The sequence below is a fragment of the Olsenella sp. An290 genome (assembly GCF_002159535.1).
Classification (GTDB): Bacteria; Actinomycetota; Coriobacteriia; order Coriobacteriales; family Atopobiaceae; genus Thermophilibacter.
This window is the reverse complement of record NZ_NFIU01000021.1, coordinates 1-24,197: the sequence shown is the minus strand read 5'-3', so window position 1 is coordinate 24,197 and position 24,197 is coordinate 1. Positions and strand designations below refer to the sequence as shown.

Sequence of the window (24,197 nt, the reverse complement as noted above, 5' to 3'; positions counted from 1 at the left end):
CCGCGCCCCACGGCGCCCGTCGCCCCCCAAGGCGAGAAGGGCCCCGCGCGGGCGGCGCCTGGCCCATGGTGTAGGATGGGCCGGACGACGAAGGAGGGCCCATGGCAGCGAAGCCTCACCAGCAGCACCCCCAGAAGCACCGTCCCCCGCGCGGGGGACGCCCCGGGAGGAAGGGCCCGCGCGCGGCGGCGCCCGGCCGCGGAAGGGCCGAGGCGCACCTTGACCCGTGCGGGCCCACGGCGCTCGGGCTCACGCGCGCGGACTTCCTCCCCACCACGCGCGCGGACATGGAGGCGCGCGGTTGGGACCGGTGCGACTTCGTCTTTGTCTGCGGGGACGCCTACGTCGACCACCCGTCCTTCGGGCAGGCCATCATCTGCCGTGTCCTCGAGGCGCACGGCTGGCGCGTGGGCGTCATCGCGCAGCCTGACTGGCGCGACCCGGCAAGCGTCGCGGCGCTCGGCGAGCCGCGCCTGGCGTTCCTCGTCTCCGCGGGCAACATGGACTCCATGGTCAACCACTACAGCGTGGGCAAGCACCACCGCTCCTCGGACGCCTATACCCCGGGCGGCGCCACCGGCGCCCGGCCCGACCACGCCACCGTCGTCTACGGAAACCTCATCCGACGCACGTTCAAGGAGACCCCGATCGTGCTCGGCGGCATCGAGGCGAGCCTCAGGCGCCTTGCGCACTACGACTACTGGCAGGACCGCCTCAAGCGCTCGGTGCTGCTGGACTCGGGCGCCGACCTCGTCATCTACGGCATGGGCGAGCGTCCCATCGTGGAGATTGCCGAGGCGCTCGAGGCGGGCATCCCCGTCGACCAGATCACCTTCGTCGACGGCACGGCCTATCGCACGCGCACGCTCGACTACGTGGAGGACGCCCTCACGCTGCCCTCCTGGGACGAGCTCGAGGCCGACCGGCTCGCCTACGCGCGCAGCTTCAACACCCAGTACGAGAACATGGACCCGTTCACGGGGCACCGCCTGGTCGAGGCCTACCCCCACAGCGTCTTCGTGGTGCAGAACCCGCCCGCGCGGCCCCTCACCCAGGAGGAGTTCGACGCCTCCTACGACCTGCCCTACACGCGCTGCTACCACCCGGACTACGAGCCGGCCGGGGGCGTGCCCGCGCTCAAGGAGGTCAAGATGAGCCTGATCTCCAACCGCGGGTGCTTCGGCGAGTGCAGCTTCTGCGCGCTGACCTTCCACCAGGGGCGCATCGTGCAGGCCCGCAGCCACGAGTCCCTGCTCGCCGAGGCGCGCCGCATCACGGCCGAGCCCGACTTCAAGGGCTACATCCACGACGTGGGCGGCCCCACGGCCAACTTCCGCCAGCCCGCCTGCTCAAAGCAGCTCACCCACGGCGCCTGCGTGCACCGGCGCTGCCTGTGGCCGGGCGTCTGCAAGCAGATGGAGGTCAGCCACACCGACTACGTGCGCCTTCTGCGCGAGCTGAGGGCGCTGCCCGGCGTGAAGAAGGTGTTCGTCCGCAGCGGCATCCGCTTTGACTACGTCCTTGCCGACCCCGACCGCACCTTCCTGCGCGAGCTCTGCGAGCACCACGTCTCCGGCCAGCTCAAGGTGGCCCCCGAGCACGTGAGCGACGCGGTGCTCTCCGTCATGGGCAAGCCGAGCCGCGCGACCTACGACGAGTTCGTCCGCGCGTACCGCCAGACCAACCAGGAGCTCGGGAAGGACCAGTACCTCGTCCCCTACCTCATGAGCAGCCACCCCGGGAGCACCCTCAAGGAGGCCGTCGAGCTCGCCGAGTACTGCCGAGACCTCGGCTACATGCCCGAGCAGGTGCAGGACTTCTACCCCACCCCGTCCACCATGAGCACGTGCATGTACTACACCGGCGTCGACCCGCGCACCATGAGGCGGGTCTACGTGCCCAAGACCCAGCACGAGAAGGCCCTCCAGCGCGCGCTCATCCAGTACCGCAACCCCGAGAACTACGACCTCGTGCGCGAGGCGCTCACCAAGGCCGGCCGCACGGACCTCATCGGATACGGCAAGAAGTGCCTCATCCGCCCGGTTCGGCCGCACGGCGTCAAGGGCAAGGGCGAGAAGAACCCCGCGCGCGGGGGCGCTCGCCCGGGCGGGAGGCCGGGCGGCCAGGCGCGCGGGGGCGCAGGGCCCGCCGGCGGGAAGCGCGGCTCGAACGCGGCGGGGCGCAACCGCGCCGGCCAGGGCCGCGAGGCAAACCGCGGCGGGCACCGCGGCTGACCCCTCGCGAGAGGGGCGACAGGGCAGGCGGTCACGGCGGGCGGGCCCGCCGTCCTTCTCGCCTAGCCCGCCGTCCTTCTCGCCCGGCGCCGCCACCAAATCACCGCAGAACACAGCCACAGAGAACGTTCCCACCCAAAGTTAGCCCGCTCGCGGAAAGGCGTTCCCGAAGAGTCGCAGACCGCATACTATCTATCCGTAATACGTAGATTTAGGCATAACTATGGAAGGAATTATCCCTATGTCAGCCAAGTGCGCCTCCTCGAGCACCGCCAAAGAGAATCCCCTTGCCCAGGCCGCGGATCGCATGCGGCAGAGCTCCCGCGAGGACGTCGCCTTTGAGGCCCGCCTGGCGCGCCACCACGACGAGCTCCGCTGGCTCTACATGGAGCTCTACGGAAACGGCGACATGTTCGCCGAGCTCGTCGACCAGATGAGGGCCTTCCACGCCGCGCGCTCCGAGCAGCTGCGCGCGCTCGACGAGCAGCGCGAGGCCGCCGGCGCGTGGTATCGGGACCGCGCGATGCTCGGCATGCAGATGTACATCGACAACTTCGCCGGCACCATCCGAGGCGTTGAGGACAAGCTCGACTACCTGGAGGGCTGCAACGTCAACTACCTGCACCTCATGCCGTTTCTGGACACCCCGGCGGACCGCAGCCGCTCCGACGGCGGCTACGCCGTCAAGGACTTCCGCCGCGTGAAGCCCGAGCTTGGCACGATGGACGACCTCGCCCACCTTGCCGAGAAGTGCCACGAGCGCGGCATCAGCCTCTGCATGGACTTCGTCATGAACCACACCTCCGACGAGCACGAGTGGGCGCGGCGCGCCCGCGCCGGCGAGGGCGAGTACATGAGCCGCTACTTCTTCGAGAGCAACCCGCAGGTCATCGAGCAGTACACCCGCGACGTCCCCCAGGTCTTCCCCACCACCGCCCCCGGGCACTACACCTACCTGCCGGAGCTCGGCCAGTCGGTCATGACGCAGTTCTACCCCTACCAGTGGGACCTCAACTATCGCAACCCCCGCGTCTTCAACGAAATGATGTACAACTTCCTCTACCTGGCCAACCAGGGCATGGACATCATCCGCATCGACGCCGTGCCCTACATCTGGAAGCAGCTCGGCACCAACTGCCGGAACCTCCCCCAGGTCCACACCATCGTGCGCATGATGCGCATGATCGGCGAGGTCGTGTGCCCGGGCATCGTGCTTCTGGGCGAGGTCGTCATGGCGCCCGTCGAGGTGGTCCCCTACTTCGGCACGCCCGAGAAGCCCGAGTGCCACATGCTCTACAACGTGACCACCATGGCAACCACCTGGCACACCGTCGCCTGCCGCGACACGCGCCTCCTGCGCCGCCAGCTCGAGGCCGTCTGCGGCCTTCCGCACGAGTACACCTTCCTCAACTACCTCCGCTGCCACGACGACATTGGCTGGGGCCTTGACTACGACACCCTCGCCGAGTGGGGCATGCAGGAGGTGCCGCACAAGAAGTACCTCAACGACTACTTCCAGGGCCTCACGCCGGGCAGCACCTCGCGCGGCGAGCTCTACAACGCCGACCCAATCACGGGCGACGCGCGCTTCTGCGCCACCACGGCCTCCATGTGCGGCATCGAGGCGGCGGGCTTTGAGGGCAGCGAGCCCGCCATGGACCTCGCCATCCGCAAGGACGTCATGCTCCACGCCTACCTGCTCTCGCAGTCGGGCCTGCCCATCATCTACAGCGGTGACGAGATCGCCCAGGTCAACGACTACTCCTACCACGACGACCCCGAGAAGGCCGACGACTCCCGCTACATCCACCGCGGCCGCCTCGACTGGTCGCTCGTGTCGGCCATTGACGAGAAGAGCAGCGTGCAGGACCGCGTCTTCCACGCCCTCGAGCACCTCGAGGAGATCCGGCGCGCCGAGCCGGTCTTTGACGCCGACGCCGAGACGCACGTCGTCGACTACAGCGACCCCGCGATCCTATGGATTCGCCGCCGCTCCGGCAAGGACACGCTGCACGCCGTCTTCAACTTCAGCGACGAGCCCCGCACGGTCTGGATGCCGGAGCGCGGCCTCTACAAGAACCTCCTCACGGGCGGCAGGAGGCGCACCTTCGAGAACTTCGAGCTGCCCGCATGGGACTTCGCCTGGTACGTCACCTGGTAGGGCCGAGGTCACGGGCAACGGGACACGCAGCGGTACAAGGGGGCGCCCGGCCAGGGGATGGCCGAGCGCCCCTTTCTTCCGTTCTCTGCCCGCCGCCGGCGCCCGACCACCGGCGGCGGGCGGACGGCGGGGCCTGACGCCCCGCGCTACGCGCGGCCGAGCGCGTCGGCGAGCACGATCGCGTCGAAGAGCTCGTCCGGCGTGACGTCGCCCGCCATGTTGTGGATGGACTCGCCCTCCACGCACGCCGCCTCGGCGATGGTGCGGACCTCCTCGTGCGTGGTGACGCCGAGCTCGGCCAGCGTGACCGGCAGGCCGACGGAGCGGCAGAAGCCCTGGACCTCCTCGAACTCCGCGCGCGGCGCCCGCTCAAGGAGCAGCTGGACGAGGGTGCCAAAGGCCACGCAGCAGCCGTGCGGGGCCTCGTGCCCGCCGAGCGCCGTGAGGCCGTTGTAGAACGAGTGCGCCACGGCCAGGCCGCCGTTGTCGGCCCCCACGCCGGAGAGGTAGGTGTTGGCCTCGATCACGGCGTCGAGCTCCGGCGTCACCACGTGCTGCTCGCACGCGGCGATGGCCATGGGGCCGTACTCGCGCAGCGTCTCGTAGCAGAGGCGGCAGAGCGCGAGCGCGGAGCGCGTGATGCCGCCAAACTCCAGGGAGAGCGCGTGGGTGCGGTCGCAGGCACGGGCCTCGAAGTAGGTGCCGAGCGCGTCGCCCATGCCCGCCACGAGGAAGGACACCGGCGCCTGGGCGATCACCGCGGAGTCAACGAGGACCGCCTCGGGATTCTTGGGATAGAAGAGGTAGCTGTTGAAGGAGCCGTCGTCGTTGTAGATGACGGAGAGGCCGGTGCAGGGGGCGTCGGTGGCCACGACGGTGGGCACCACGGCCACGGGACGGCCCTCGTAGTGCGCCGTCGCCTTGGCGGTGTCGATGGCCGAGCCGCCGCCCACGCCCACGACGACGTCGATCTTCTCCTCGGCGACGATGGCGCGGAAGCGCTCGATCTCGCCCACGGAGGACGTGCCGCCAAAGACCTCGTAGCGACGGCGATCGTCAGAGCCCGCAAAGCTCTGCTCGATCTTGTCGTGCGTGGCGGCGTACCCGCTCCTCGAGCAGATGAACAGCCACGAATGGCCCAGGCTCTCCATCTCGTCGTGGAACTTGAGCAGGGCATCCTTGCCCTGGACGTACTTCTGGGGCGCGCGCATGAGCATGAGGTTGGACACGATTGCCACCTTCCCTCGTCGGCACCCCTTCCTGGGCGCCGGTACGCAAGCAGTATAGGACGCGCGCGAGGGGGCGGGGGCGAGACGTCCGCGAGCGTCACCGGAGCGCGGCGGCGGGGCGCCGGTTCTTCTCGCCTCGGCCACAAACGTGAAAGCCGTCTGACAGCTCCGGGCCCAGCGCGGCGGCCGCGGTGGCCGCGGCGGCAGCGGCGGCGCCCCCTCCCTCTGGTTACGTACACCCCCGCCGGTTACGTACACGCGCGGCGGTTACGTACACAAGAAAAGGTCCTTCTCGCAAGGTAAATCTACATTTCAGCAGGTAAACGACTTGTGGCTCCGTGTACGTACCCGGCGGAAGTGTACGTAACCGGAAAGAGTGTACGTAACCGGCGGGAGTGTACGTAACCGGAAGGGGGCCGCGGCGCTCGGCGCGGGGCGAGCGAGAAGGACCAGGCGAGAAGGACCTCGGGCAAAACGGCCCTCTGGTCGAGGGGCGCCCGGCAGCGCGGCCCCCGAGGGAGAAGCCCCGGCAGCGCGGCCCGGACGCGCGGGCTACGCGGAGAGGATCTTCATCGCGGAGAGCGCGCGCTGGAGCTCGAGATAGCTCACGTCGGCGCCCTGGAGCGAGGAGAGGCAGATGGGGATCGGCATGCGGTCCTGCGGCGCGATCGGCCTGACCACGCAGTGCGGCATCGGGCCCAGGAACTCCCCGCCCACGAGGAAGGAGAGGCCGTTGTGCCCCTGGATGAGGTCGGCGTAGTCCTCCACGCTGCGAACCTCCACGAGCTCGGAGGTCATGCCCCGGCGGACGAAGGCGCGGCACACCGACTCGTTGAAGTGGTCGAAGTTCGGGGAGAGCAGCACGGGACAGGTGTTGATGTCCTCCAGCGTGAGCATCGACTTCTGCGCGAGGGGGTTGGTCTCCGCCATGATGACGCTCGGCACCATGGTGCCCAGGCTGCCGCAGACGATGCCGGGCTCGTGGAGCTGCCCAATGGTGACAAGGGCGTCAAGGCGCCCCGAGCGCAGGTCCTCGACGCAGGTCTCGCCGGTCGTGAGCAGGACCTCGGTCTCACGGCCGAGGGCGCGCGTGGTCACCGCCCGGATGAGGGCGCAGAACTTCTCGATGCCCGGAAAGGCCGGCGCGCAGAAGCCCATCCTGAGCCCGCGCGCCTCGTCGCCGCGCGAGCGCGCAAAGCGCTCGAGGGCGTCGAACTCCTTCAGCACCTTGCCCGCGCGCAGCCCGAAGGCGCGACCGAGGGGCGTGGGGCTCACGCCCGAGCTCGTGCGGTTGAAAAGAGGCTCGCCGACCTCGCCCTCAAGCTCTGACATGGCCTTCGACACCGCCTGGACGGAGACGCCCTCGCGCGCCGCCGCGGATGAGAAGCTTCCCATGGCGAGAATCGACGTGACATAGCGCAGCTGCTTGATGTTCATACTCGGAGCAACCTCCCCCCGGCCTATTCGAGACGCGTCGACGAGCGCCTCGCAGGCGCAGCGGCAATAAATTCTCGCATATTAAGGACTCGTTTCATCACGACGCTACGTCGTTCAAATGAGAGTTGACCAACAAGAAAACGGGGCACGCCCACGGTCCTCCCCGCCCGCGCGGGTCCGCTACACTCGACTCGTACGGAGGGAGAGCACATGGACATCAACCAGATCGCACAGATGGCGGGCGTCTCGCGCGCGACGGTCTCGCGCTACCTGAACGACGGCTACGTCAGCCAGGAGAAGCGCGCAGCCATCCGGCGCGTCATCGAGCGGACCGGCTACGTGCCCTCCCGCCAGGCCAAGACCCTGCGGACCGGCAAGACCGAGGTCGTCGGCGTCATCATCCCCAAGATCAACTCCGCCTCCGTGAGCCGGATGGTCGCCGGCATCACCTCGGTCCTGAACGGCGCGGGATACCAGGTGCTCCTGGCCAACACGGACAACGACGCCGCGCGCGAGGTCGAGTTCTTGCGCCTCTTCTCGGAGAAGAGCCAGGTCGACGGCGTCATCCTCATCGCCACGGTGATCACGCCCGAGCACGAGGAGGCCTTCTCCTCCCTGCCCGTCCCGCTCGTCGTGCTCGACCAGAGGCTCGACGGGCGCGCATGCGTCTACCAGGACGACGAGCGCGCCGTGCGCGAGGTGTCCGCGCTCGCCCTGCGCGGGGCGCGCCGGCCGGGCTACGTCGGCGTCTTCGACGAGGACGTCTCCGCGGGCCACATGCGTCGCGCGGGCTTCCTCGCCGCGTGCGAGGCGGCCGGGCTCGAGGTCGCGCCGGAGGCCATGCGCGTGGCGGAGTTCAGCGTGGACTCCGGCTACGAGCAGGCCGAGGCCCTGCTCGACGCCGTCCCCGACGTCGACGCCATCGTGTGCGCGACGGACTCGATCGCCTACGGCGCCCTCACCTGCCTGCGCGAGTACGGCCGCAGCGTGCCCGGGGACGTCTCGGTCACGGGAGTCGGCGACGCCGAGCTCTCGCAGATCGTCATGCCCACGCTCACCACGGTCCACCACCACTATCGGACCTCCGGCGCCGAGGCGGCCAAGATGCTCGTGGGCATCATGACCGGGGACGACTCGGTCCCGCGCGAGGTCAAGATGGGCTTTGAGGTCGTCGCCCGCAACTCGACCCGCTAAGGCGCCTCCCCACCCCACGACATTCGGCCCAACCTTTTGCCAGACGCGCCGCTTGGCGAGAAGAACCTGCCGCCCACGGTCTTCTCTGGACGTCTCCCCCGTGATGCCCTATGGTGAGAACGATTCCATGTGAGAACGTTTTCACGCAGGGTCAAACTACGAGGGGGAGAGAGAAAGGTGGTTCACATGGCACTTGACTACAGGCAGGCGGCCCAGGAGATCCTGGACGCCATAGGAGGGCCGGGGAACGTGGTCTCGGCCGCGCACTGCGCCACGCGCCTGCGCCTCGTGCTCGCCGACGACGCGAAGGTCGACCAGGCCAAGGTGGACAACGCCACCGGCGCCAAGGGCAACTTCAAGGCGTCCGGGCAGCTCCAGGTCATCTACGGCACCGGCACGGTGAACAAGGTCTACGACGAGTTCATCGCCCTCGGCCACATCACGGCCGCCACCAAGGCCGAGGTCAAGGAGGCCGCCGCCCAGCAGCAGACCAACCCGTTCATGCGCGCGATCAAGCTCCTGGGAGACGTCTTCGTGCCCATCATCCCGGCCATCGTGGCCTCGGGCCTGCTGCTCGGCATCATGAGCGCGCTCTCCTTCATGGACGCCAACGGCTTCATCACGCTCGACACCAACAACGCCTGGTACCAGATCCTGAACCTCGTCTCCAACACGGCGTTCACGTTCCTGCAGATCCTCATCGGCTTCTCCGCGGCCAAGGCCTTCGGCGCCAACCCCTACCTCGGCGCCGTCGTGGGCATGCTGCTCATCAACCCGGGCCTGCAGAACGCCAACACCGTGGCCACCGAGGGCGTGCAGCAGACCTACGCCGTCATCCCCGGCCTCTACTCCATCGAGTGGACCGGCTACCAGGGCCACGTCATCCCCATCGTCATCGCGGCGGGCATCCTCGCCTTCATCGAGAAGCGCCTGCACAAGGTGGTCCCGGAGGCCTTTGACCTCTTCGTGACGCCGCTCGTCTCGGTGGCGGCCACGGCCTACATCACCATGCTCGCCGTTGGCCCGATCTTCGTGTGGGCGGAAAACGCCATCATCGGCGGCATCCAGTTCCTGCTCACGCTGCCCCTTGGCCTGGGCTCGCTCATCATGGGCGCCCTCTACGCCCCCACCGTCGTCACCGGCATCCACCAGATGTACACCACGATCGACCTCGGCCAGATCGCCACGTACGGCGTGACCTACTGGCTGCCGCTCGCCAGCGCCGCCAACATCGGCCAGGCCGGCGCGGCGCTTGCCGTGGCCCTCAAGACCCGTGACGTCAAGATCCGCTCGCTCGCCCTCCCCTCCTCGCTCTCCGCGTTCATGGGCATCACCGAGCCCGCCATCTTCGGCGTGAACCTGCGCTTCGTGAAGCCGTTCGTCGCCGGCTGCATCGGCGGCGGCCTGGGCGCCATGTTCGCCTCGATCGTGGGGCTCGCCGCCGCGGGCACCGGCGTCACCGGCATCTTTGGCATCCTGCTCTGCCTGAACCAGCCCGTCCAGTACGTGATCATGTTCGCCATCGCGGGCATCGCGGCCTTTGCCATCTCCTTCATGCTCTACAAGGACCCGGAGCCCGCCGCCGAGCAGCCCGTCGTCCAGGCCTCCGTCAGCGCCCCCGCGACCGACGAGGCCAACGCCGCCGCCCTCTCCGCCGCCGCTGCCGACGCCGCCGTCGCGGCCGTGACCGACGCCGCGCCCGCCGTGCGCGCCGAGGTCCTTCTCGCCCCGATGGCGGGCGAGGCCATCCCCATGTCCGAGGTCGGAGACCCCGTCTTCGCAAGCGAGGCCATGGGCCCCGGCGCCGCCGTGCGCCCGACCGAGGGCAGACTCTACGCCCCTGCTGCGGGCACCGTCACCGTGCTCGCCGAGACCGGCCACGCGCTCGGCATGACCACCGACGCCGGCTGCGAGGTCCTCATGCACATCGGCATCGACACCGTGACGCTCGAGGGCAGGCCGTTCACCGCGCACGTCAAGGTGGGCGACCATGTGGAGGCCGGCCAGCTCCTCATGGACGTCGACCTCGACGCCATCCGCGCCGCCGGGCTCGACCCCGTGACGCCGGTCATCGTCACCAACGCGGACGCCTACACGGGGGTGACGCCGCACACGGGCACGACCGTGCGCGCCGGCGACGCCCTCGTCGAGCTCTCCTAAGCCCCCCCTGCACGGGCCCCGGCATCCCGCCGGAGCCCGTCCCTCGGCGCCCGCGCCCCGGGCGCCGCCCCATCCACCCACAGACGAGGAGCCCTCATGACACACGAGCGCTGGCGCATGGGCTTTCATCTCATGCCCCCCACGGGCTGGCTCAACGACCCCAACGGCCTCTGCCAGTACCACGGCACCTACCACGTGTTCCACCAGTACAGCCCCGACTGGCCCCAGCCGGGCGCGCCGCGCGGGTGGGGGCACTTCGCGAGCGAGGACCTCGTCCACTGGCGCAGCGACGGCACCGCGTTTGCCATCGCGCCCGACACGCCCGACGAGGCCTCCGGCGCCTACTCCGGCTGCGCCGTGCCCGGGGAGGACGGCGTGCGCCTCTACTACACCGGGAACGTGAAGGAGCCCGGGGACCACGACTACGTGCGCACCGGCCGGCGCGCCGCGCAGATCCTCATCGAGGCCGTGGAGGGCAGAGAGCCCGGCACGCTCTCCCTGGGCGAGAAGAACGTGCTGCTGAGAAACCCCGACTACCCCGCCTTCTGCACCTGCCACGTTCGCGACCCCAAGGTCTGGCGCGAGGGCGGCGCGTGGTGGATGATCCTCGGCGCGCGCGACACGGACGACCGCGGGCTCGTGCTCAGGCTGCGCTCCGAGGACGGCCTCTCCTGGGAGAACGTCGGCGCCGTGCGCACCGGCGAGCCCTTCGGCTTCATGTGGGAGTGCCCGGACCGGGTGGCGCTTGACGGGCGCGCGTGGCTCTCCATCTGCCCGCAGGGCATGGAGGGCCGCCCGTGGTCGGGCGGCCTGCGCGACGTCTCCGGCTACCTGCCCCTGCCCGACGGGGCCGCGCTCGCGAGCGAGGACGGGGACGACCTCGTGCTCGACGCGCGCCGCTTCCGCCTCTGGGACCACGGCTTTGACTTCTACGCGCCGCAGTCCTTCGTCGACGAGTCCGGCCGCACGATCCTCATCGGCTGGATGGGCATGCCCGAGGCGCCCTGGGAGAGCGCGCCCGAGGGCCTCTCGTGGTGCCACTGCCTCACCGTCCCGCGCGAGCTCGCGGCGGACGGCGCGTCGGTGCTCCAGCGCCCGGTCGCGGAGCTCGAGGCCCTGCGAGGGGAGCGCCACGAGCTTGCCGCGGACGGGACGCTCGTGCTGCCCGAGCACCGGGCCGACGTTCTTCTCGCCGGCGTGGAGGGGTCGCTCGAGCTTGTCCTGGACGGTGCGCTGAGGCTCGCGTGCGCGGGTGGCTCCGTGCGGCTGGAGTTTCTCGACGAGCGCGTGGGCGCCGGGCGAAAGGTGCGCGAGACGGCGTGCGATGAGGTCCGTGACCTGCGCGTCCTTGTTGACGACTCGGCCGTCGAGGTTTTTGTGAACGACGGCGCGCTCGCCTTTGCCACCCGCTGGTTCCCCCGCTCCGAGCACCTCACGCTCGTGCAAAAGGGACAGGCACTTTTGCACGCCTGGGAGATGGGCGACGGGATGGCGGGCACGTACGCCTAGGGCGCACCGACCTCTTGCCGAGAAGCGCGGGCGGCCGCGTGAGAAAGCCTCATAATCTCAGGTCGAATCGGTTCCTCCAAAGAAAGGACCCTCGATGTTCTCTGTCAGCACCTTGGGCGAGCTCCTCATCGACTTCACCGACGCCGGGACCTCCGCGGGAGGCCAGCGGCTCTTCGAGCGCAACGCCGGCGGCGCGCCGGCCAACGTGCTCGTGGCGCTCGAGCGCCTGGGGCACCGGACCGCGTTTTTGGGGAAGGTGGGCCGCGACATGCACGGGGAGTTCCTGCGCGCGACCCTCGAGGAGCAGGGCGTCGACGTGACGGGCCTCGTCCTGGACCCGGACGCCTTCACGACGCTTGCCTTCGTCGCCCTCTCGCCCGACGGCGAGCGCGAGTTCTCCTTCGCGCGCAAGCCGGGCGCCGACACCCGCATCACCCCCGACGAGCTCGCGCGCGACGTGATCTCCAGCTCGCACGTCTTCCACGTGGGGTCGCTCTCGCTCACCGACGAGCCCGCGCGCTCGGCCACGCTCGAGGCCCTGCGCGTGGCGCGCGAGGCCGGCTGCGTCACCTCCTACGACCCCAACTACCGGGCGAACCTGTGGCCCTCCGTCGAGGCGGCCGTGGAGCAGATGCGCGCCGTGGTGCCGCAGATGGACCTCATGAAGCTCTCCGACGAGGAGTGCGCGCTGCTCACGGGCCTTGACGACCCCGAGGCCGCGGCCGCGGCGCTCCTGGGGCTGGGCCCCAAGGTCGTGGCCGTGACGCTCGGCGGGGCGGGCGCCTACGTGCGCTGCGCGGACGGCGGCGCCACCGTGCCCGGCTTTGCCGCCGACGCCGTGGACGCCACGGGCGCCGGAGACTCCTTCTGGGGAGGCTTCCTCGCGGGCTTCTGCGAGAGCGGCAAGCGCCCCGAGGAGGTCGGCGTCGAGGACGCGGCCGGGTTCGCGCGCCTCGGCAACGCGGTTGCGTCGCTCTGCGTCCGCAAGCGCGGCGCCATTCCCGCGATGCCGGCCCGCGCGGACGTCGAGGCGCTGCTCGCAGAGTAGCGCGGCCGTCCGACGGGCCCGCCAGAGGGCGCGGCCGACACCATCGACCTGAGGCGACTCCCGGGCCGCGCGTCATCCGGCGCGCGGCCCGGACTGCGTTGGGAGGGTGCCCGGGGCGGACCGGGGCGCCGGGGCGGGGTGCCCCGGGCGGGGGGCCGCTCACTCCCCCAGCGCGTCGAGGAGCGCCTCCCGCCAGCGCTCCGTCAGGCGCGGGAGCGACCACGAGGCGTTGGCCGGGCTCGTCGACGGCAGCGTCTCGGCGGGAAGGCCCACCACCGGCTCGAGCCAGCGACGGTAGAGGCGCCCGGCCGTGCCGCCGTTGCAGAGTACGGCGCGCACCGGCGCCGCCCCCGTGATGCGCGCCACGTCGGCGGGGACCACGTTTCTGATCGAGGCGTCGGAGGAGCCCCGGATGTCGCAGCTCTCGATCACGTCCCAGAGCGCGACACCGTGCCGCAGGAGCAGCACGCGCTTGCCACCGATGTCCTCGAGGGCGGGCACGTCCTCGCCCAGAGCGGCGGCCATCACGCGCCAGAAGCGATTCTGGGGGTTGCCGTAGTAGAAGCGGTTCTCGCGGGAGAGCACCGAGGGGAACGACCCCAGCACGAGCACGCGGCTCCGCTCGTCAAAGACCGGGTCGAACCCGTGGGCTATGTGCACGTAGTCTGCCATGCGCCCAGCATATCAGGCACGCCCGCCGCGCGCCCGGGACGCCTCGGCGGCCGCCGTCACCCTCCGTCGCCCCGCGCGCGACCGGTCGGCGGCCCCAAGGCCACGCTCGCCCAAAGCCCGCCCGTCGCCAGGCGGAGCGTGACGTAAGGTTTATGGAGTCGGGCGCCCGCCTCGACCCCCGAGAGGACCCCATGCTCGAACTGCCCTGCGACATCACCGACCCCCTGGGCCTTCACATCCAGCTCGCCGTTCTTCTCGCCAGCGAGGCGGGGCGGTGGCGCAGCCACGTGACGCTCGAGCACGCCGGGCGCGTCGTGGACGCCAAGCAGGTCCTCGAGATCACGATGCTCTGCGTGCGCAGCGGGGAGCACGTCGTGGTGCGCGTGAGCGGCCCGGACGAGGCCACCGCCGCCGACGCCCTCCGCAAGATCATGGCGACCTTCTAGCGCGCCGCGGGCGCCGCGGGCGCCGGGTTCTTCTCGTCAAGGGAAATAACATGCAGAGATGCCCTCAGACGCGTCTTTTTTGAGGCGCGGGGGGCAACTTTGTATGCTATTTCGCCGGCCGATAAGAACCCGGGCACGCCGGCCGATTCCGGGCCCGGCTCGCGCGCCCGCTAGCAGCGCACGCGGGCCTCGAAGCGCCGGTACGCCAGGCCGCCCACCGCCGCGAGCGCCACCGCCACGCAGACGGCCCCCACCGCGACGGCGTAGTTCCCGTCGCCAAAGGCCGACGCCGCAACCGTCGACGTCACGATGGAGGGAATCCGGCCCAGCGTCGTGATCGCGAGCACGGCACCGAAGCGCATGTCCGTCAGCCCCGCGAAGTACGTGAGAAAGTCCTTGGGCGTCCCGGGGATGAGAAACACGACGAGCATCAGGAGCTCGAGGCGCCGGGCGTTGGAGAGCCAGCCAAAGCGCTCCAGGTGAGAGCGGTCAAAGAAGACGCCCACGAGCCGCCAGCCCCAGCGCCGCACGGCCCAGAAGATCGCGGTCGAGGCCACAGCGCTTGCGGCCAGGCACACCAGCGTCCCCTCCCAGAGCCCGAAGGCGTAGCCCGACGCCAGCTCGACGGGCTCCCCGGGCAGAAACGCCAGCATGATCTGAAGCGCGTTCACCGCGCCGAGGGCAAGGCGAGAGAGCACCGCGTGCTCGCCGACGAGCCCTCGCACCGCGGCGGGGTCGGAGAGCCAGGCATAGAGCCCGGGAAGCCACCGCCAGCAGCAGGCGGCGACGCCCAGCCCAACGAGGACCACGCCTCCGATGGCGAGCGCGCGCCGCCTGGCGCGGGCGCGGGGGTCGGGCGCCGTACCGGTGTCCGCCATGTCGCCTCCTCTCGTCCGTACCATCATGCCATGCGCGCCCGTGCCGGGCGGCACGGGGCGGCAGCGCTTGCGCAAGCCTTACAGAGCGCGGGGCGCAGGTTCTTCTCGCCCGGTGCCGGGGCGGGCGGCGGGCGGGGCCGGGGTGTTCCGGCCGAGATTGGGTGGCATCTTTGATGCTCCCGCCGCCAAGGGGACCTCTGACGGTTCTTCTCGCCCGCGCCATCTGGGGAAACGCGAGCGGCCGGGCCCAGCGCGCCGCCGAGAGGGTGCCCTCACATCAAACATGCCACCCAATCCCGACGCGAGGGGCCCGAAAGCCGGGCGCCCGGGCCCCTCACGCTCGGGCGCCTACGCCCCCGCGACGCGAAGGAGGAGCCCCAGGGCCACGCCGCCTAGAAGGACCGACACGGCCAGGCAGCCCAGAAGGACGCTGCGCTCGGTCGCCCTCATCGTCTCCATCATCGTTGCCTCCCCCCTCGCGGTTGCAGAGGCCCCGACGCGCGCCGAGTCGCCGGGCGCGGCGTCGTGGGCCTGCCCCCATTCTCCTCGCGAGCGACCGGGAGGGCCATCGATTGGCCTTACGGGCGGGTGACGGTTTGGTAAGGTTGCCGCAGGCTAGCGCGACAGGGCGGAGAGCGCCACGCGGACGGCCTCGTCCTCGTCGTCGGTCATGACCACGAGCTCGGGGTCGAGCGGCGAGATGTTGCCCGCGTCGAGCACGGTGCCCTCGAGCCACGACATGAGGCCGGACCAGTACTCGGTGCCAAAGAGCACCACGGGCGTGGTGGCCACCTTGTGCGTCTGGACGAGCGTGAGCAGCTCAAAGGCCTCGTCAAGCGTCCCAAAGCCACCCGGGAAGATGATGGCGCCGCTCGAGTACTTGACGAACATCGTCTTGCGCACGAAGAAGTAGCGGAAGGTCATGCCCAGGTTGACCCACTTGTTGATGCCCTGCTCGTGCGGCAGCTCGATCCCCAGGCCCACGGACTTGCCGCCGGCGCGCGCGGCGCCGCAGTTGGCGGCCTCCATGATGCCGGGCCCGCCTCCCGTGATCACGGCCACGCCCGCCTCGGCGAGCTTCCTGCCCACGTGCCGCGCGGCGCGATACATCGGGTCGGTGCGCGGCGTGCGGGCCGAGCCAAAGACGGTCACGGCCGGCCCCAGCTCCGCGAGCGCACCGAAGCCGTCCACGAACTCGGCCTGGATGCGCAGGACGCGCCACGGGTCCATGTGCAGCCAGTCCGTCGAGCCCTCGGGCGCGAGCAGGTTTCCCGTGGTGGTGTCGGAGGGGATCATGGGCCCGCGCAAGATCACGGGGCCGCGGTGGTAGGTGGTGCCGAGGGGCTCCTCGGGCGTGGGCGCGGACGCGGGGTCCGCGAGGTTGTTCCTGTCTGCCATCACTGCTCCTTCTGTTGGGATGACAACGCTACGCCGCGCGCGTCAGGCGCTCGTAAGCGGCGTCCTAGCGTTTGTGTACCCATTTGCGCGGAGCGTAGGGTTGGGGCGAGGGCTCGGCCGGGGCGGGACCGCGCGGGCAGCACCGGGCCGCGCCCGGGGACTGTTTTGGGTGGGGCCCCTTCCGCGCGGTCCGGCCTCCGCCTTTCGGGCCCCTCGCTCCGGTATTGGGTGGCATGTTTGATGTGCAGGCGCCCGCCAGGCCGCTCGCCGGGGTCGCCCCCTCGCGTTTCCCCTGATGACGCGGGCGAGAAGGACCGTCGGGGTCCCCCTTGGCGGCGCGGAGCATCAAAGATGCCACCCAATTTCGTCCGGGGCGACGCGGAGCATCAAAGATGCCACCCAATTTCGGCCAGGCCGGCCGGAACAGCCAGGCCGGCCGGAACAGCCAGGCCGGCCGGAACAGCCGCCCCGCCCGCAGCCCCGCGCTACCCCAGCCCGAGCGCGAGCCCCGCGAGCCGCACCGCCAGCGCCACGACCCACGCCACGCCGCACTGCATGGCGATCACGGCCCACATCATGCGCGTGCCAAGCTCGCCGCGCACGGCCGAGACCGCGGCCACGCACGGCGTGTAGAGCAGCACAAACGTGAGGAACACAAACGCCGTGAGCGGCGAGAAGAGCGTCGCCAGCCCCGCCGTGGACCCGCCCATGAGGACGGTCAGCGTGGCCACGACGTTCTCCTTGGCGCCAAAGCCCGCCGCAAGCGCCGCGGCCGCCTCCCAGGAGCCAAACCCCAGCGGCGCAAAGAGCGGCGCCAGGAGCGCCCCCAGCGCGGCGAGCATGCTCGCGCTCTGGTCGGAGACCACGTTCAGGCGCACGTCAAAGGTCTGCAGGAACCAGATCACCACGCTCGCCACAAAGATGATCGTGAACGCCTTGGTGGCAAAGCCCTTGGCCTTGTCCCAGGCCAGGCGCGCCACGGTGCGGGGCGCCGGCATGCGGTAGTTGGGAAGCTCCATCACAAAGGGAACCGGGTCCCCCCTGAAGGCCGTCCCCTTGAGGACCAGCGCCACGAGGATGCCCACCACGATGCCCATCACGTACATCGCGATCGTCACGAGCGGCGCACACTCAGGGAAGAACGCGGCCGAGAAGAGCGCATAGACCGGCACCTTGGCCGAGCAGCTCATGAACGGCGTGAGCATGACCGTCATCTTGCGGTCGTGCTCGGAGGGCAGGGTGCGCGTGGACATGATCGCGGGCACCGAGCAGCCAAAGCCGATGAGCATCGGCACGAAGCTGCGGCCGGAGAGGCCCAGGCGCCGCAGCAGCTTGTCCATCACAAAGGCCACGCGCGCCATGTAGCCGGAGTCCTCGAGAATCGAGAGCAGGATGAACAGCACCACGATGATCGGCAGGAAGGAGAGCACCGACCCCACGCCCGCAAAGACGCCGTCGATCACGAGGCTGTGCACCACGGGGTTGAGCCCAAAGGCGGTGAGCGCGGCGTCCACCTGCGCCGTCACCCAGTCGATGCCCAGGGCCAGAAGGTCGGAGAGCCGCTGGCCCACCACGTCAAAGGTGAGCCAGAAGACGAGCGCCATGATCGCCACGAAGACCGGGATCGCCGTGAAGCGCCCCGTGAGGATGCGGTCGGCCGCCACCGAGCGCCGGTGCTCGCGGCTCTCGTGCGGCTTCACCACGCTCGTCGCGCAGACGGCCTCGATGAACGAGAAGCGCATGTCGGCAAGCGCCGCCATGCGGTCGTGGCCGGACTCCTCCTCCATCTGGGTGATGATGTGCTCCACGGCGTCGAGCTCGTTCTTCTCGAGGGCAAGCGCGTCTATGACGAGCCGGTCGCCCTCGATGAGCTTGGTCGCGGCAAAGCGCACCGGGAGACCCGCCGCGGCGGCGTGGTCCTCGATGATGTGGCAGATGCCGTGGATGCAGCGATGGAGCGCGCCGCCGTCCGCGCCGGACGCCGCGCAGAAGTCCACGCGGCCGGGGTGCTCGCGGTAGCGCGCCACGTGCAGGGCGTGCTCGACGAGCTCGGAGACGCCCTCGCCGCGCGCCGCCGAGATGGGCACCACCGGGATGCCGAGCGCCGCCTCGAGCGCGTTGACGTCAACCGTGCCGCCGTTGGCCGTGAGCTCGTCCATCATGTTGAGCGCCAGCACCATCGGCCGGTCGAGCTCCATGAGCTGGAGCGTGAGGTAGAGGTTGCGCTCGATGTTGGTGGCGTCCACGATGTCGATGATCGCGTCCGGGTTGTCCTCCAGGATGAAGCGTCGGGAGACCACCTCCTCGCTCGTGTACGGCGAGAGCGAGTAGATGCCCGGCAGGTCCGTGATCGTGGCCTCGGGATGGCCCTTGACCTGGCCGTCCTTGCGGTCCACGGTCACCCCGGGGAAGTTGCCCACGTGCTGGTTCGCGCCCGTGAGCGCGTTGAAGAGCGTGGTCTTGCCGCAGTTCTGGTTGCCGGCGAGGGCAAAGCTCAGGGGGCGTCCCTCGGGGATGGCCTTGCCGTCGCGACGGGGCGCGCAGGCCTCGCCGATGGAGGGGTGCGCCGTCGCCTCCAGGCGCTCGCGGGCGCGCGGGCGGTCGTGCGCGTCGTGCACGCCGGTGAGCGCGATGTGCCGGGCGTCGTCGACGCGCAGCGTGAGCTCGTAGCCGCGCAGGCGGATCTCGATCGGATCGCCCATGGGCGCGCGCTTGATGAGGGTGACCTCGACGCCGGGCGTGAGCCCCATGTCCAGGATGTGCTGCCTCAGCGACGCCTCGTCGCAGTCTACGGATTCGACGACGGCGTCCTTGCCGATCTCAAGCTCGTCCAGGTTCATGCGGGTCCCTCCTTGTGTATCCGCACGACATTGTAGCGTGCGCGGCAAGAGGGGCGCGGGCGAGAAGAACCGGCGGGGTCCGGGGCGGCCGTCGGGAAGCGGCCCCCGGGGCCGGGTCCGCGCGCGTCCGCCCTGTCACTTCTGTCAAGCCGGGGGCATTCGCAGACGCGACACATCTTCTTCCTGAAATTGTGAGAAGCTTATGTGCTACGAAACGACGGGCAGAAATGAGGGAGGGGCCACCGTGTATCTTGAGCGCATCGCTTCGCCCGAGGACCTGCGCGCCCTCCCCGAGGACGCCCTGCCGGCCCTGTGCGACGAGATCCGCTCCGCGGTGGTGGAGAGCTCCGCCGCCATCGGCGGGCACGTGGGCTCCAACCTCTCGGTCGTCGAGCTCACCGTGGCGCTCCACCGCGTCTTCGAGAGCCCGCGCGACCGGCTCGTCTTTGACGTCTCCCACCAGACCTACCCGCACAAGATGCTCACGGGCCGCGCGGCGGCGTTTCTCGACCCGGCCCGCTACGAGGACGTCTCCGGCTTCTCCAACCCCGGCGAGTCCGAGCACGACCTCTTTGCGATGGGCCATACCTCGACCTCGGTGAGCCTGGCCTGCGGCCTCGCCACCGCACGCGACCTCGCGGGCGAGAAGTACGACGTGGTGGCCGTCATCGGCGACGGGTCGCTCTCGGGCGGGCTTGCCTTCGAGGGGCTCGACAACGCCGCGGAGCTGGGAAGCGGCCTCATCATCGTGGTCAACGACAACGAGTGGTCGATCGCCCCCAACCACGGCGGCATCTATCGCAACCTCGCAGAGCTGCGCGCCACCCGGGGAGCCTCCCCCACCAACGTGTTCCGCGCACTCGGGCTCGACTACCGCTACCTCGAGGACGGCCACGACCTCCCCGCGCTCGAGCGGGCCCTCTCGGAGCTGCGCGGATGCGACCACCCCGTGGTCCTGCACGTCCACACCGAGAAGGGCCATGGGTTCGCGCCCGCGCTCGCCGACCCCGAGAGCTGGCACCACGCCGCCCCCTTCGACGTGGCGACGGGGATCGCCGCCTCCGCCCCGGGCCCCGACTACGCCGAGCTCACGGGCGCGTTTCTCGCCGAGCGCATGGCCTCAGACCCGCGCGTGGTGGCCGTGAGCGCCGCCACGCCCTACATCATGGGCTTCACGCCGAGGCGCCGCGCGGCGGCCGGGGCGCGCTTCGTGGACGTGGGCATTGCCGAGGAGCACGCCGTCACCTACGTGACGGGGCTCGCCCGCGCGGGCGCCCGTCCCGTGCTGGGCATCTACGGCACCTTCCTGCAGCGCGCCTACGACGAGGTCTGGCATGACCTCTGCCTCAACGCCGCGCCTGCCGTGATCTTGGTCTTCGGGGCCTCGGCCTTTGGCACGACCGACGCCACCCATCTCGGCTTCTTTGACATCCCCCTGCTCGGCGCCATGCCGGGCCTCCCCTACCTCGCGCCCACCTGCCAGGAGGAGTACCTCGACATGCTGTCCTGGGCGCTCTCGCACGAGGACGGGCCCGTGGCCATCCGCGTGCCCGGCGCGGGCGTCGTCTCGCGCGCGGACTTCGCGCGGCCGAGCGCGGGCTACGCGCGCGGGTGGGAGGTCGTGCGACGGGGCGCGGAGGTGGCAGTCCTGGCCCTCGGCGACCTGCTGCCGCTTGGCGAGCGAGTGGCGGACGCGCTCGCGGAGCGCGGCGTCTCGGCGACCCTCGTGAACCCGCGCCTGGCCACGACGGCCGACGAGGAGCTGCTGGGCCGGCTCGCCGCGGGCCACGGCGTCATCGCGACCCTCGAGGACGGCGTGCTCGAGGGCGGCTTCGGCGAGCGCGTCGCCCGCGCGCTCGGGTGCGATGACGTGCGCGTTCGCTGCTATGGCCTGCCGCGCGCCTTCCCCGACCGCTACGACCCCGCGGCCCTCCTTGAGAGCTGCGGCATGACGGCCGAGGGAGTCGCCGCGGACCTCGTGCGGGAACTGCGCGGCTAGCGGCTAGGGGCAGGGGGCGTTCGGCGCGCCCTAGCGGTTCTCGATCTTGACCACGTTTCCCACGGTGATGGTGATGCGCCCCTCGGCGTCCGTCGTGAACTCGAGGTAGCCCGGCTTGTCGGCGAGCTCCGAGGGGAAGGTGATCTCCACCCCGGTGTCCGTGCGGATCTTGTGGCTTCGGGTGAGGCGGTTGGCCACGCCACGGCGCACGGGCGCCTCCTCGGGCAGAGCCGCCTCGCGCACGCGCTCCTCGAAGCGCTCCTGGAGCTCGGGACGGTCCTGAAAGACCTCGCGGCCCACCTCCGCGGGCTCGAAGCTCTCCTCCACCTCGGCGGCGCGGGCCACCACGGCCTTGGCGCGCGAGACCTCGACGGCCGGCGTGAGGCCAAACTCCTCGGCCACGTCGCGCACGATGACGCTCACCTCATCGATGACCTCGTGGCTGGACGCCTCGCTCGAGCACTGCAGGAACCGGTCCGGGATGAGCGAGACGCTCGTCCCGCCCACGGAGCGCTCCTTGTCGTGAAAGTCGATGGCGCCGGTCTCGGCGTCCACGAGCACGTAGGACGCCACCTTCTGCGAGGGGTTGGGCAGCGTGGCGTCCACGCGCGCGATGTCGTTGGCGTCCCCGCCCACCTCGTGCACGAAGGCCTGGCGGCGCGGCAGGAGGATGACCGCGAAGAAGCGGCGGCCGGCCGGGCCGTCAAAGGCCGCGTCCACCTCGGCGTCCGTTGAGGAGGCGTCCACGCCCCCGGCATCGGTGTCGCAGAAGTCGGCCACCATGAGGTCGCACTGCTCGAGGTCCTCCGAGCGACGCAGCTCCTCCCAGAACCACTGCGCGATCTCCACGGTGAACTCCACGAACTCGCGCTCGCCCGCAAGGTAGCGTTGGAGCTCGCCGGCAAAGCCGGAGTCCGGCGCGAACTCCCCGTGGCGGCTCTCGGCGTTGGAGGAGATCTTGCGGAGGTGGCGCTGGACGTAGGAGCGGGTCGCCCGGACCGTGAGGTCGAGCGGGCGCTCCGAGAAGTACGTGGAGCCCGTCTCGAAGTCAAAGACGTGCAGGATCGCGCGGTCTACCTTGAGCATGTTCCTCCTTCGGGCGCCGCGCGGGGCGCGGCGCGCCGGCCTCGGCCCCGTCCGCCCGGGCGAACGGGGCCGGTCCTGTGCCGTCACGTGGTTCTTCTCGCCCTGGGCCGGTCCCTTTTGCCTAGAGCCGGCCCTCCTGGCCCTACTCCGCGGCCTTGGGGGTCTGCGCCTCGATGGTCTCGGCCAGGGCCTCCTCGCCCGTGGTCTTCTTGCCGTCGGCGTCACGCTCGAGGGCGGGGATCATCATGCGGTAGGCGTTCTCCGTGGCGTTGGCGCGCGGGGACTTCTTGGCGTAGCGCTTGACGGCGGCGGCGGTCTTGTTGATCGCCTGGAGCGTTCCGGCGCCGGCCACGCAGCCGCCCGGACAGGCCATGCCCTCGACGAGGTAGCCGGGGTACTTGCCCTTGACGGCGTCCTTCATCATCTTGCGGCACTCCTCGAGGCCCTCGGCGTTGACCACGTTGACCTCGCGCTCGGGGTGCATGCGATGGATGGCGTTGACCACGGCGTTGGCCACGCCGCCCGCGACGGCAAAGCCGCGGCCGTCGGCGGAGGCCACGCCAAAGTCGGATGCCCCCTCGCCCGGGAGCTTGGTGTACTCCTCGATGCCGCGCGCCTTCATCATGCCGGCCATCTCCTCGAAGGTGAGGACAAAGTCGACCTCGGAGCGGACGGACCTGCGCATGGCCTCGAGCTTCTTGGCCGAGCAGGGCCCCACGAAGACGATCTTGGCGTTGGGGTGCTGCTTGCGGATGAGGCGCGCCGTGAGCGTCATGGGCGTGAGTGCCATCGAGATGCAGTCCGCATGGTCCGGGAACTCGCGCTTGGCCATGACCGACCACGCCGGGCAGCACGACGTGCCCATGAACGGAATCTTGTCGGGGACCTCCTCGAGGAAGTCCTCCGCCTCCTGGACGGTGCAGAGGTCGGCACCGATGGCGACCTCCTCCATCCCGGTGAAGCCGAGCTCGGTGAAGGCCTGGCGCAGCTTGTCCACGTTGCCCTTGCCGCCGAACTGGCCCACGAAGGCGGGTGCCACCTCGGCGATGACCTCGTCGCCCGCGTTGATGGCCTGAATGACCTGGAAGATCTGGCTCTTGTCGGCGATGGCGCCAAAGGGGCAGTTGATGAGGCACTGGCCGCAGGAGACGCACTTCTCGTAGTCGATCTGGGCGCGGCCGTGCTCGTCGGAGCCGATGGCGTTCATGCCGCAGGCATCCGCGCAGGGACGAACGTGGTGCTGGATCGCGTGGTAGGGGCAGGCCTTGAAGCACATGCCGCAGTGGATGCACTTCTCCTGGTCGATGTAGGCCTTCTTGTCCTTGAAGGTGATGGCCCCCTTGGGGCAGATCTCGCGGCAGGGGTGCGCAAGGCAGCCCTGGCAGGCGTTGGTCACGCGGTAGACGTTGTCCTCGCAGGCGTTGCACGCAAACTTGATGACGTTGATCAGCGGCGGCTGGTAGTAGGTCTCGGGGACGCAGGCGTCGGCGAGGCCGTCGGTCAGGCTCTCGCGGTGGTCGACGCCCTGGAGGGGCAGGCCCATGGCCAGGCGGATGCGCTGCTCGACGATGGCGCGCTCAAGGAAGACCGACTCGCGGTAGGTGGCGACCTCGCCGGGGATGATCTCGTACGGCAGGTCGCGGATCTTGCGACGGGTGGTCTTCTCGTCGTCGTCCGCCATGTCGTAGGCGACCTTGGCCACCGAGCTGAAGACGTTGCGGCGAATCTCGGTCAGGTTGGTATACACGCCACGCATGGTGTCGGCCATCGTTGCCCCTCTCCCGGTTCTCTCGCGCTCCCCCTCAGAAGCGCGTCCACGTTGGCCCTAGTATCGCACAACGGTGTGACGAAGCGGCACCGGGCGTGCCGCTTCGTCACACCGTTGTGCGATACTAGGGCCAACGTG

The 24,197-nt window shown here is 70.2% G+C and carries 16 protein-coding genes; 8 read left to right on the top strand and 8 right to left on the bottom strand.

The genetic code is table 11. The annotated features are described in order from the left end of the window. The first annotated feature begins 101 nt into the window (after positions 1-101). Both B5F84_RS08810 and B5F84_RS08805 read left to right on the top strand, forming a co-directional pair. The gene (locus B5F84_RS08810; RefSeq protein ID WP_087323012.1) at positions 102-2,234 is read left to right on the top strand and encodes a YgiQ family radical SAM protein; all 2,133 of its coding nucleotides are present in this window, start codon (positions 102-104) and stop codon (positions 2,232-2,234) included. 241 nt (positions 2,235-2,475) lie between these two features. After that, on the top strand, positions 2,476-4,395 hold the full coding sequence (locus B5F84_RS08805) for an alpha-amylase family glycosyl hydrolase (RefSeq protein ID WP_239378336.1): 1,920 nt from the start codon (positions 2,476-2,478) through the stop codon (positions 4,393-4,395). A 146-nt stretch (positions 4,396-4,541) separates the two neighbouring features. Here the strand turns inward: B5F84_RS08805 and B5F84_RS08800 are convergent, their stop codons facing one another. Further along, positions 4,542-5,624 carry a glycerol dehydrogenase gene (locus tag B5F84_RS08800; protein ID WP_239378334.1) on the bottom strand — a complete coding sequence of 361 codons (1,083 nt, stop codon included), beginning with the start codon at positions 5,622-5,624 and terminating at the stop codon, positions 4,542-4,544. A 552-nt stretch (positions 5,625-6,176) separates the two neighbouring features. Further along, positions 6,177-7,061 carry a LysR family transcriptional regulator gene (locus tag B5F84_RS08795; RefSeq protein ID WP_087323009.1) on the bottom strand — a complete coding sequence of 295 codons (885 nt, stop codon included), beginning with the start codon at positions 7,059-7,061 and terminating at the stop codon, positions 6,177-6,179. A gap of 210 nt (positions 7,062-7,271) precedes the next feature. On the opposite strand from B5F84_RS08795, the gene B5F84_RS08790 reads away from it, so the two are divergent. From B5F84_RS08790 to B5F84_RS08775, 4 genes are all read left to right on the top strand, one after another. After that, positions 7,272-8,255, top strand: coding sequence for a LacI family DNA-binding transcriptional regulator (locus B5F84_RS08790; protein ID WP_087323006.1), 984 nt, complete (start codon positions 7,272-7,274; stop codon positions 8,253-8,255). Between the two features lie 186 nt (positions 8,256-8,441). Further along, entirely contained in the window at positions 8,442-10,415 is a 1,974-nt protein-coding gene (locus B5F84_RS08785; protein WP_087323003.1) for a PTS transporter subunit IIBCA, read from the top strand. 96 nt (positions 10,416-10,511) lie between these two features. Further along, entirely contained in the window at positions 10,512-11,924 is a 1,413-nt protein-coding gene (locus tag B5F84_RS08780; protein WP_087323001.1) for a glycoside hydrolase family 32 protein, read from the top strand. 94 nt (positions 11,925-12,018) lie between these two features. Next, on the top strand, positions 12,019-12,972 hold the full coding sequence (locus B5F84_RS08775; protein WP_087322998.1) for a PfkB family carbohydrate kinase: 954 nt from the start codon (positions 12,019-12,021) through the stop codon (positions 12,970-12,972). 159 nt (positions 12,973-13,131) lie between these two features. Here B5F84_RS08775 and B5F84_RS08770 read toward each other — a convergent pair whose 3' ends face one another. Beyond that, positions 13,132-13,644 carry a DNA-deoxyinosine glycosylase gene (locus B5F84_RS08770; protein ID WP_087322995.1) on the bottom strand — a complete coding sequence of 171 codons (513 nt, stop codon included), beginning with the start codon at positions 13,642-13,644 and terminating at the stop codon, positions 13,132-13,134. 152 nt (positions 13,645-13,796) lie between these two features. Between B5F84_RS08770 and B5F84_RS08765 the strand changes: the two genes are divergently transcribed. Further along, positions 13,797-14,090 carry an HPr family phosphocarrier protein gene (locus B5F84_RS08765; protein ID WP_087322992.1) on the top strand — a complete coding sequence of 98 codons (294 nt, stop codon included), beginning with the start codon at positions 13,797-13,799 and terminating at the stop codon, positions 14,088-14,090. A 170-nt stretch (positions 14,091-14,260) separates the two neighbouring features. On the opposite strand, the gene B5F84_RS08760 is transcribed toward B5F84_RS08765, so the two are convergent. The 3 genes from B5F84_RS08760 to feoB all read right to left on the bottom strand — a co-directional run bounded on the left by B5F84_RS08760 (position 14,261) and on the right by feoB (position 19,206). Then, the gene (locus tag B5F84_RS08760; protein ID WP_087322989.1) at positions 14,261-14,968 is read right to left on the bottom strand and encodes a VTT domain-containing protein; all 708 of its coding nucleotides are present in this window, start codon (positions 14,966-14,968) and stop codon (positions 14,261-14,263) included. A gap of 615 nt (positions 14,969-15,583) precedes the next feature. After that, a complete protein-coding gene (locus B5F84_RS08755) occupies positions 15,584-16,366 on the bottom strand; it encodes a TIGR00730 family Rossman fold protein (RefSeq protein ID WP_087322986.1) in 783 nt (260 codons plus the stop codon). Between the two features lie 485 nt (positions 16,367-16,851). Beyond that, entirely contained in the window at positions 16,852-19,206 is a 2,355-nt protein-coding gene (feoB, locus tag B5F84_RS08750) for a ferrous iron transport protein B (RefSeq protein ID WP_087322983.1), read from the bottom strand. Between the two features lie 244 nt (positions 19,207-19,450). Here feoB and B5F84_RS08745 point away from each other — a divergent pair, with 244 nt between their 5' ends. Beyond that, positions 19,451-21,205 carry a 1-deoxy-D-xylulose-5-phosphate synthase gene (locus tag B5F84_RS08745; protein ID WP_239378332.1) on the top strand — a complete coding sequence of 585 codons (1,755 nt, stop codon included), beginning with the start codon at positions 19,451-19,453 and terminating at the stop codon, positions 21,203-21,205. A 30-nt stretch (positions 21,206-21,235) separates the two neighbouring features. On the opposite strand, the gene B5F84_RS08740 is transcribed toward B5F84_RS08745, so the two are convergent. Both B5F84_RS08740 and B5F84_RS08735 read right to left on the bottom strand, forming a co-directional pair. Continuing rightward, positions 21,236-22,291: a nucleoid-associated protein gene (locus B5F84_RS08740; RefSeq protein WP_087322977.1), complete on the bottom strand. Its 1,056-nt coding sequence runs from the start codon at positions 22,289-22,291 to the stop codon at positions 21,236-21,238. 142 nt (positions 22,292-22,433) lie between these two features. Then, the gene (locus B5F84_RS08735) at positions 22,434-24,059 is read right to left on the bottom strand and encodes a 4Fe-4S dicluster domain-containing protein (protein ID WP_087322974.1); all 1,626 of its coding nucleotides are present in this window, start codon (positions 24,057-24,059) and stop codon (positions 22,434-22,436) included. Positions 24,060-24,197: the final 138 nt, after the last annotated feature.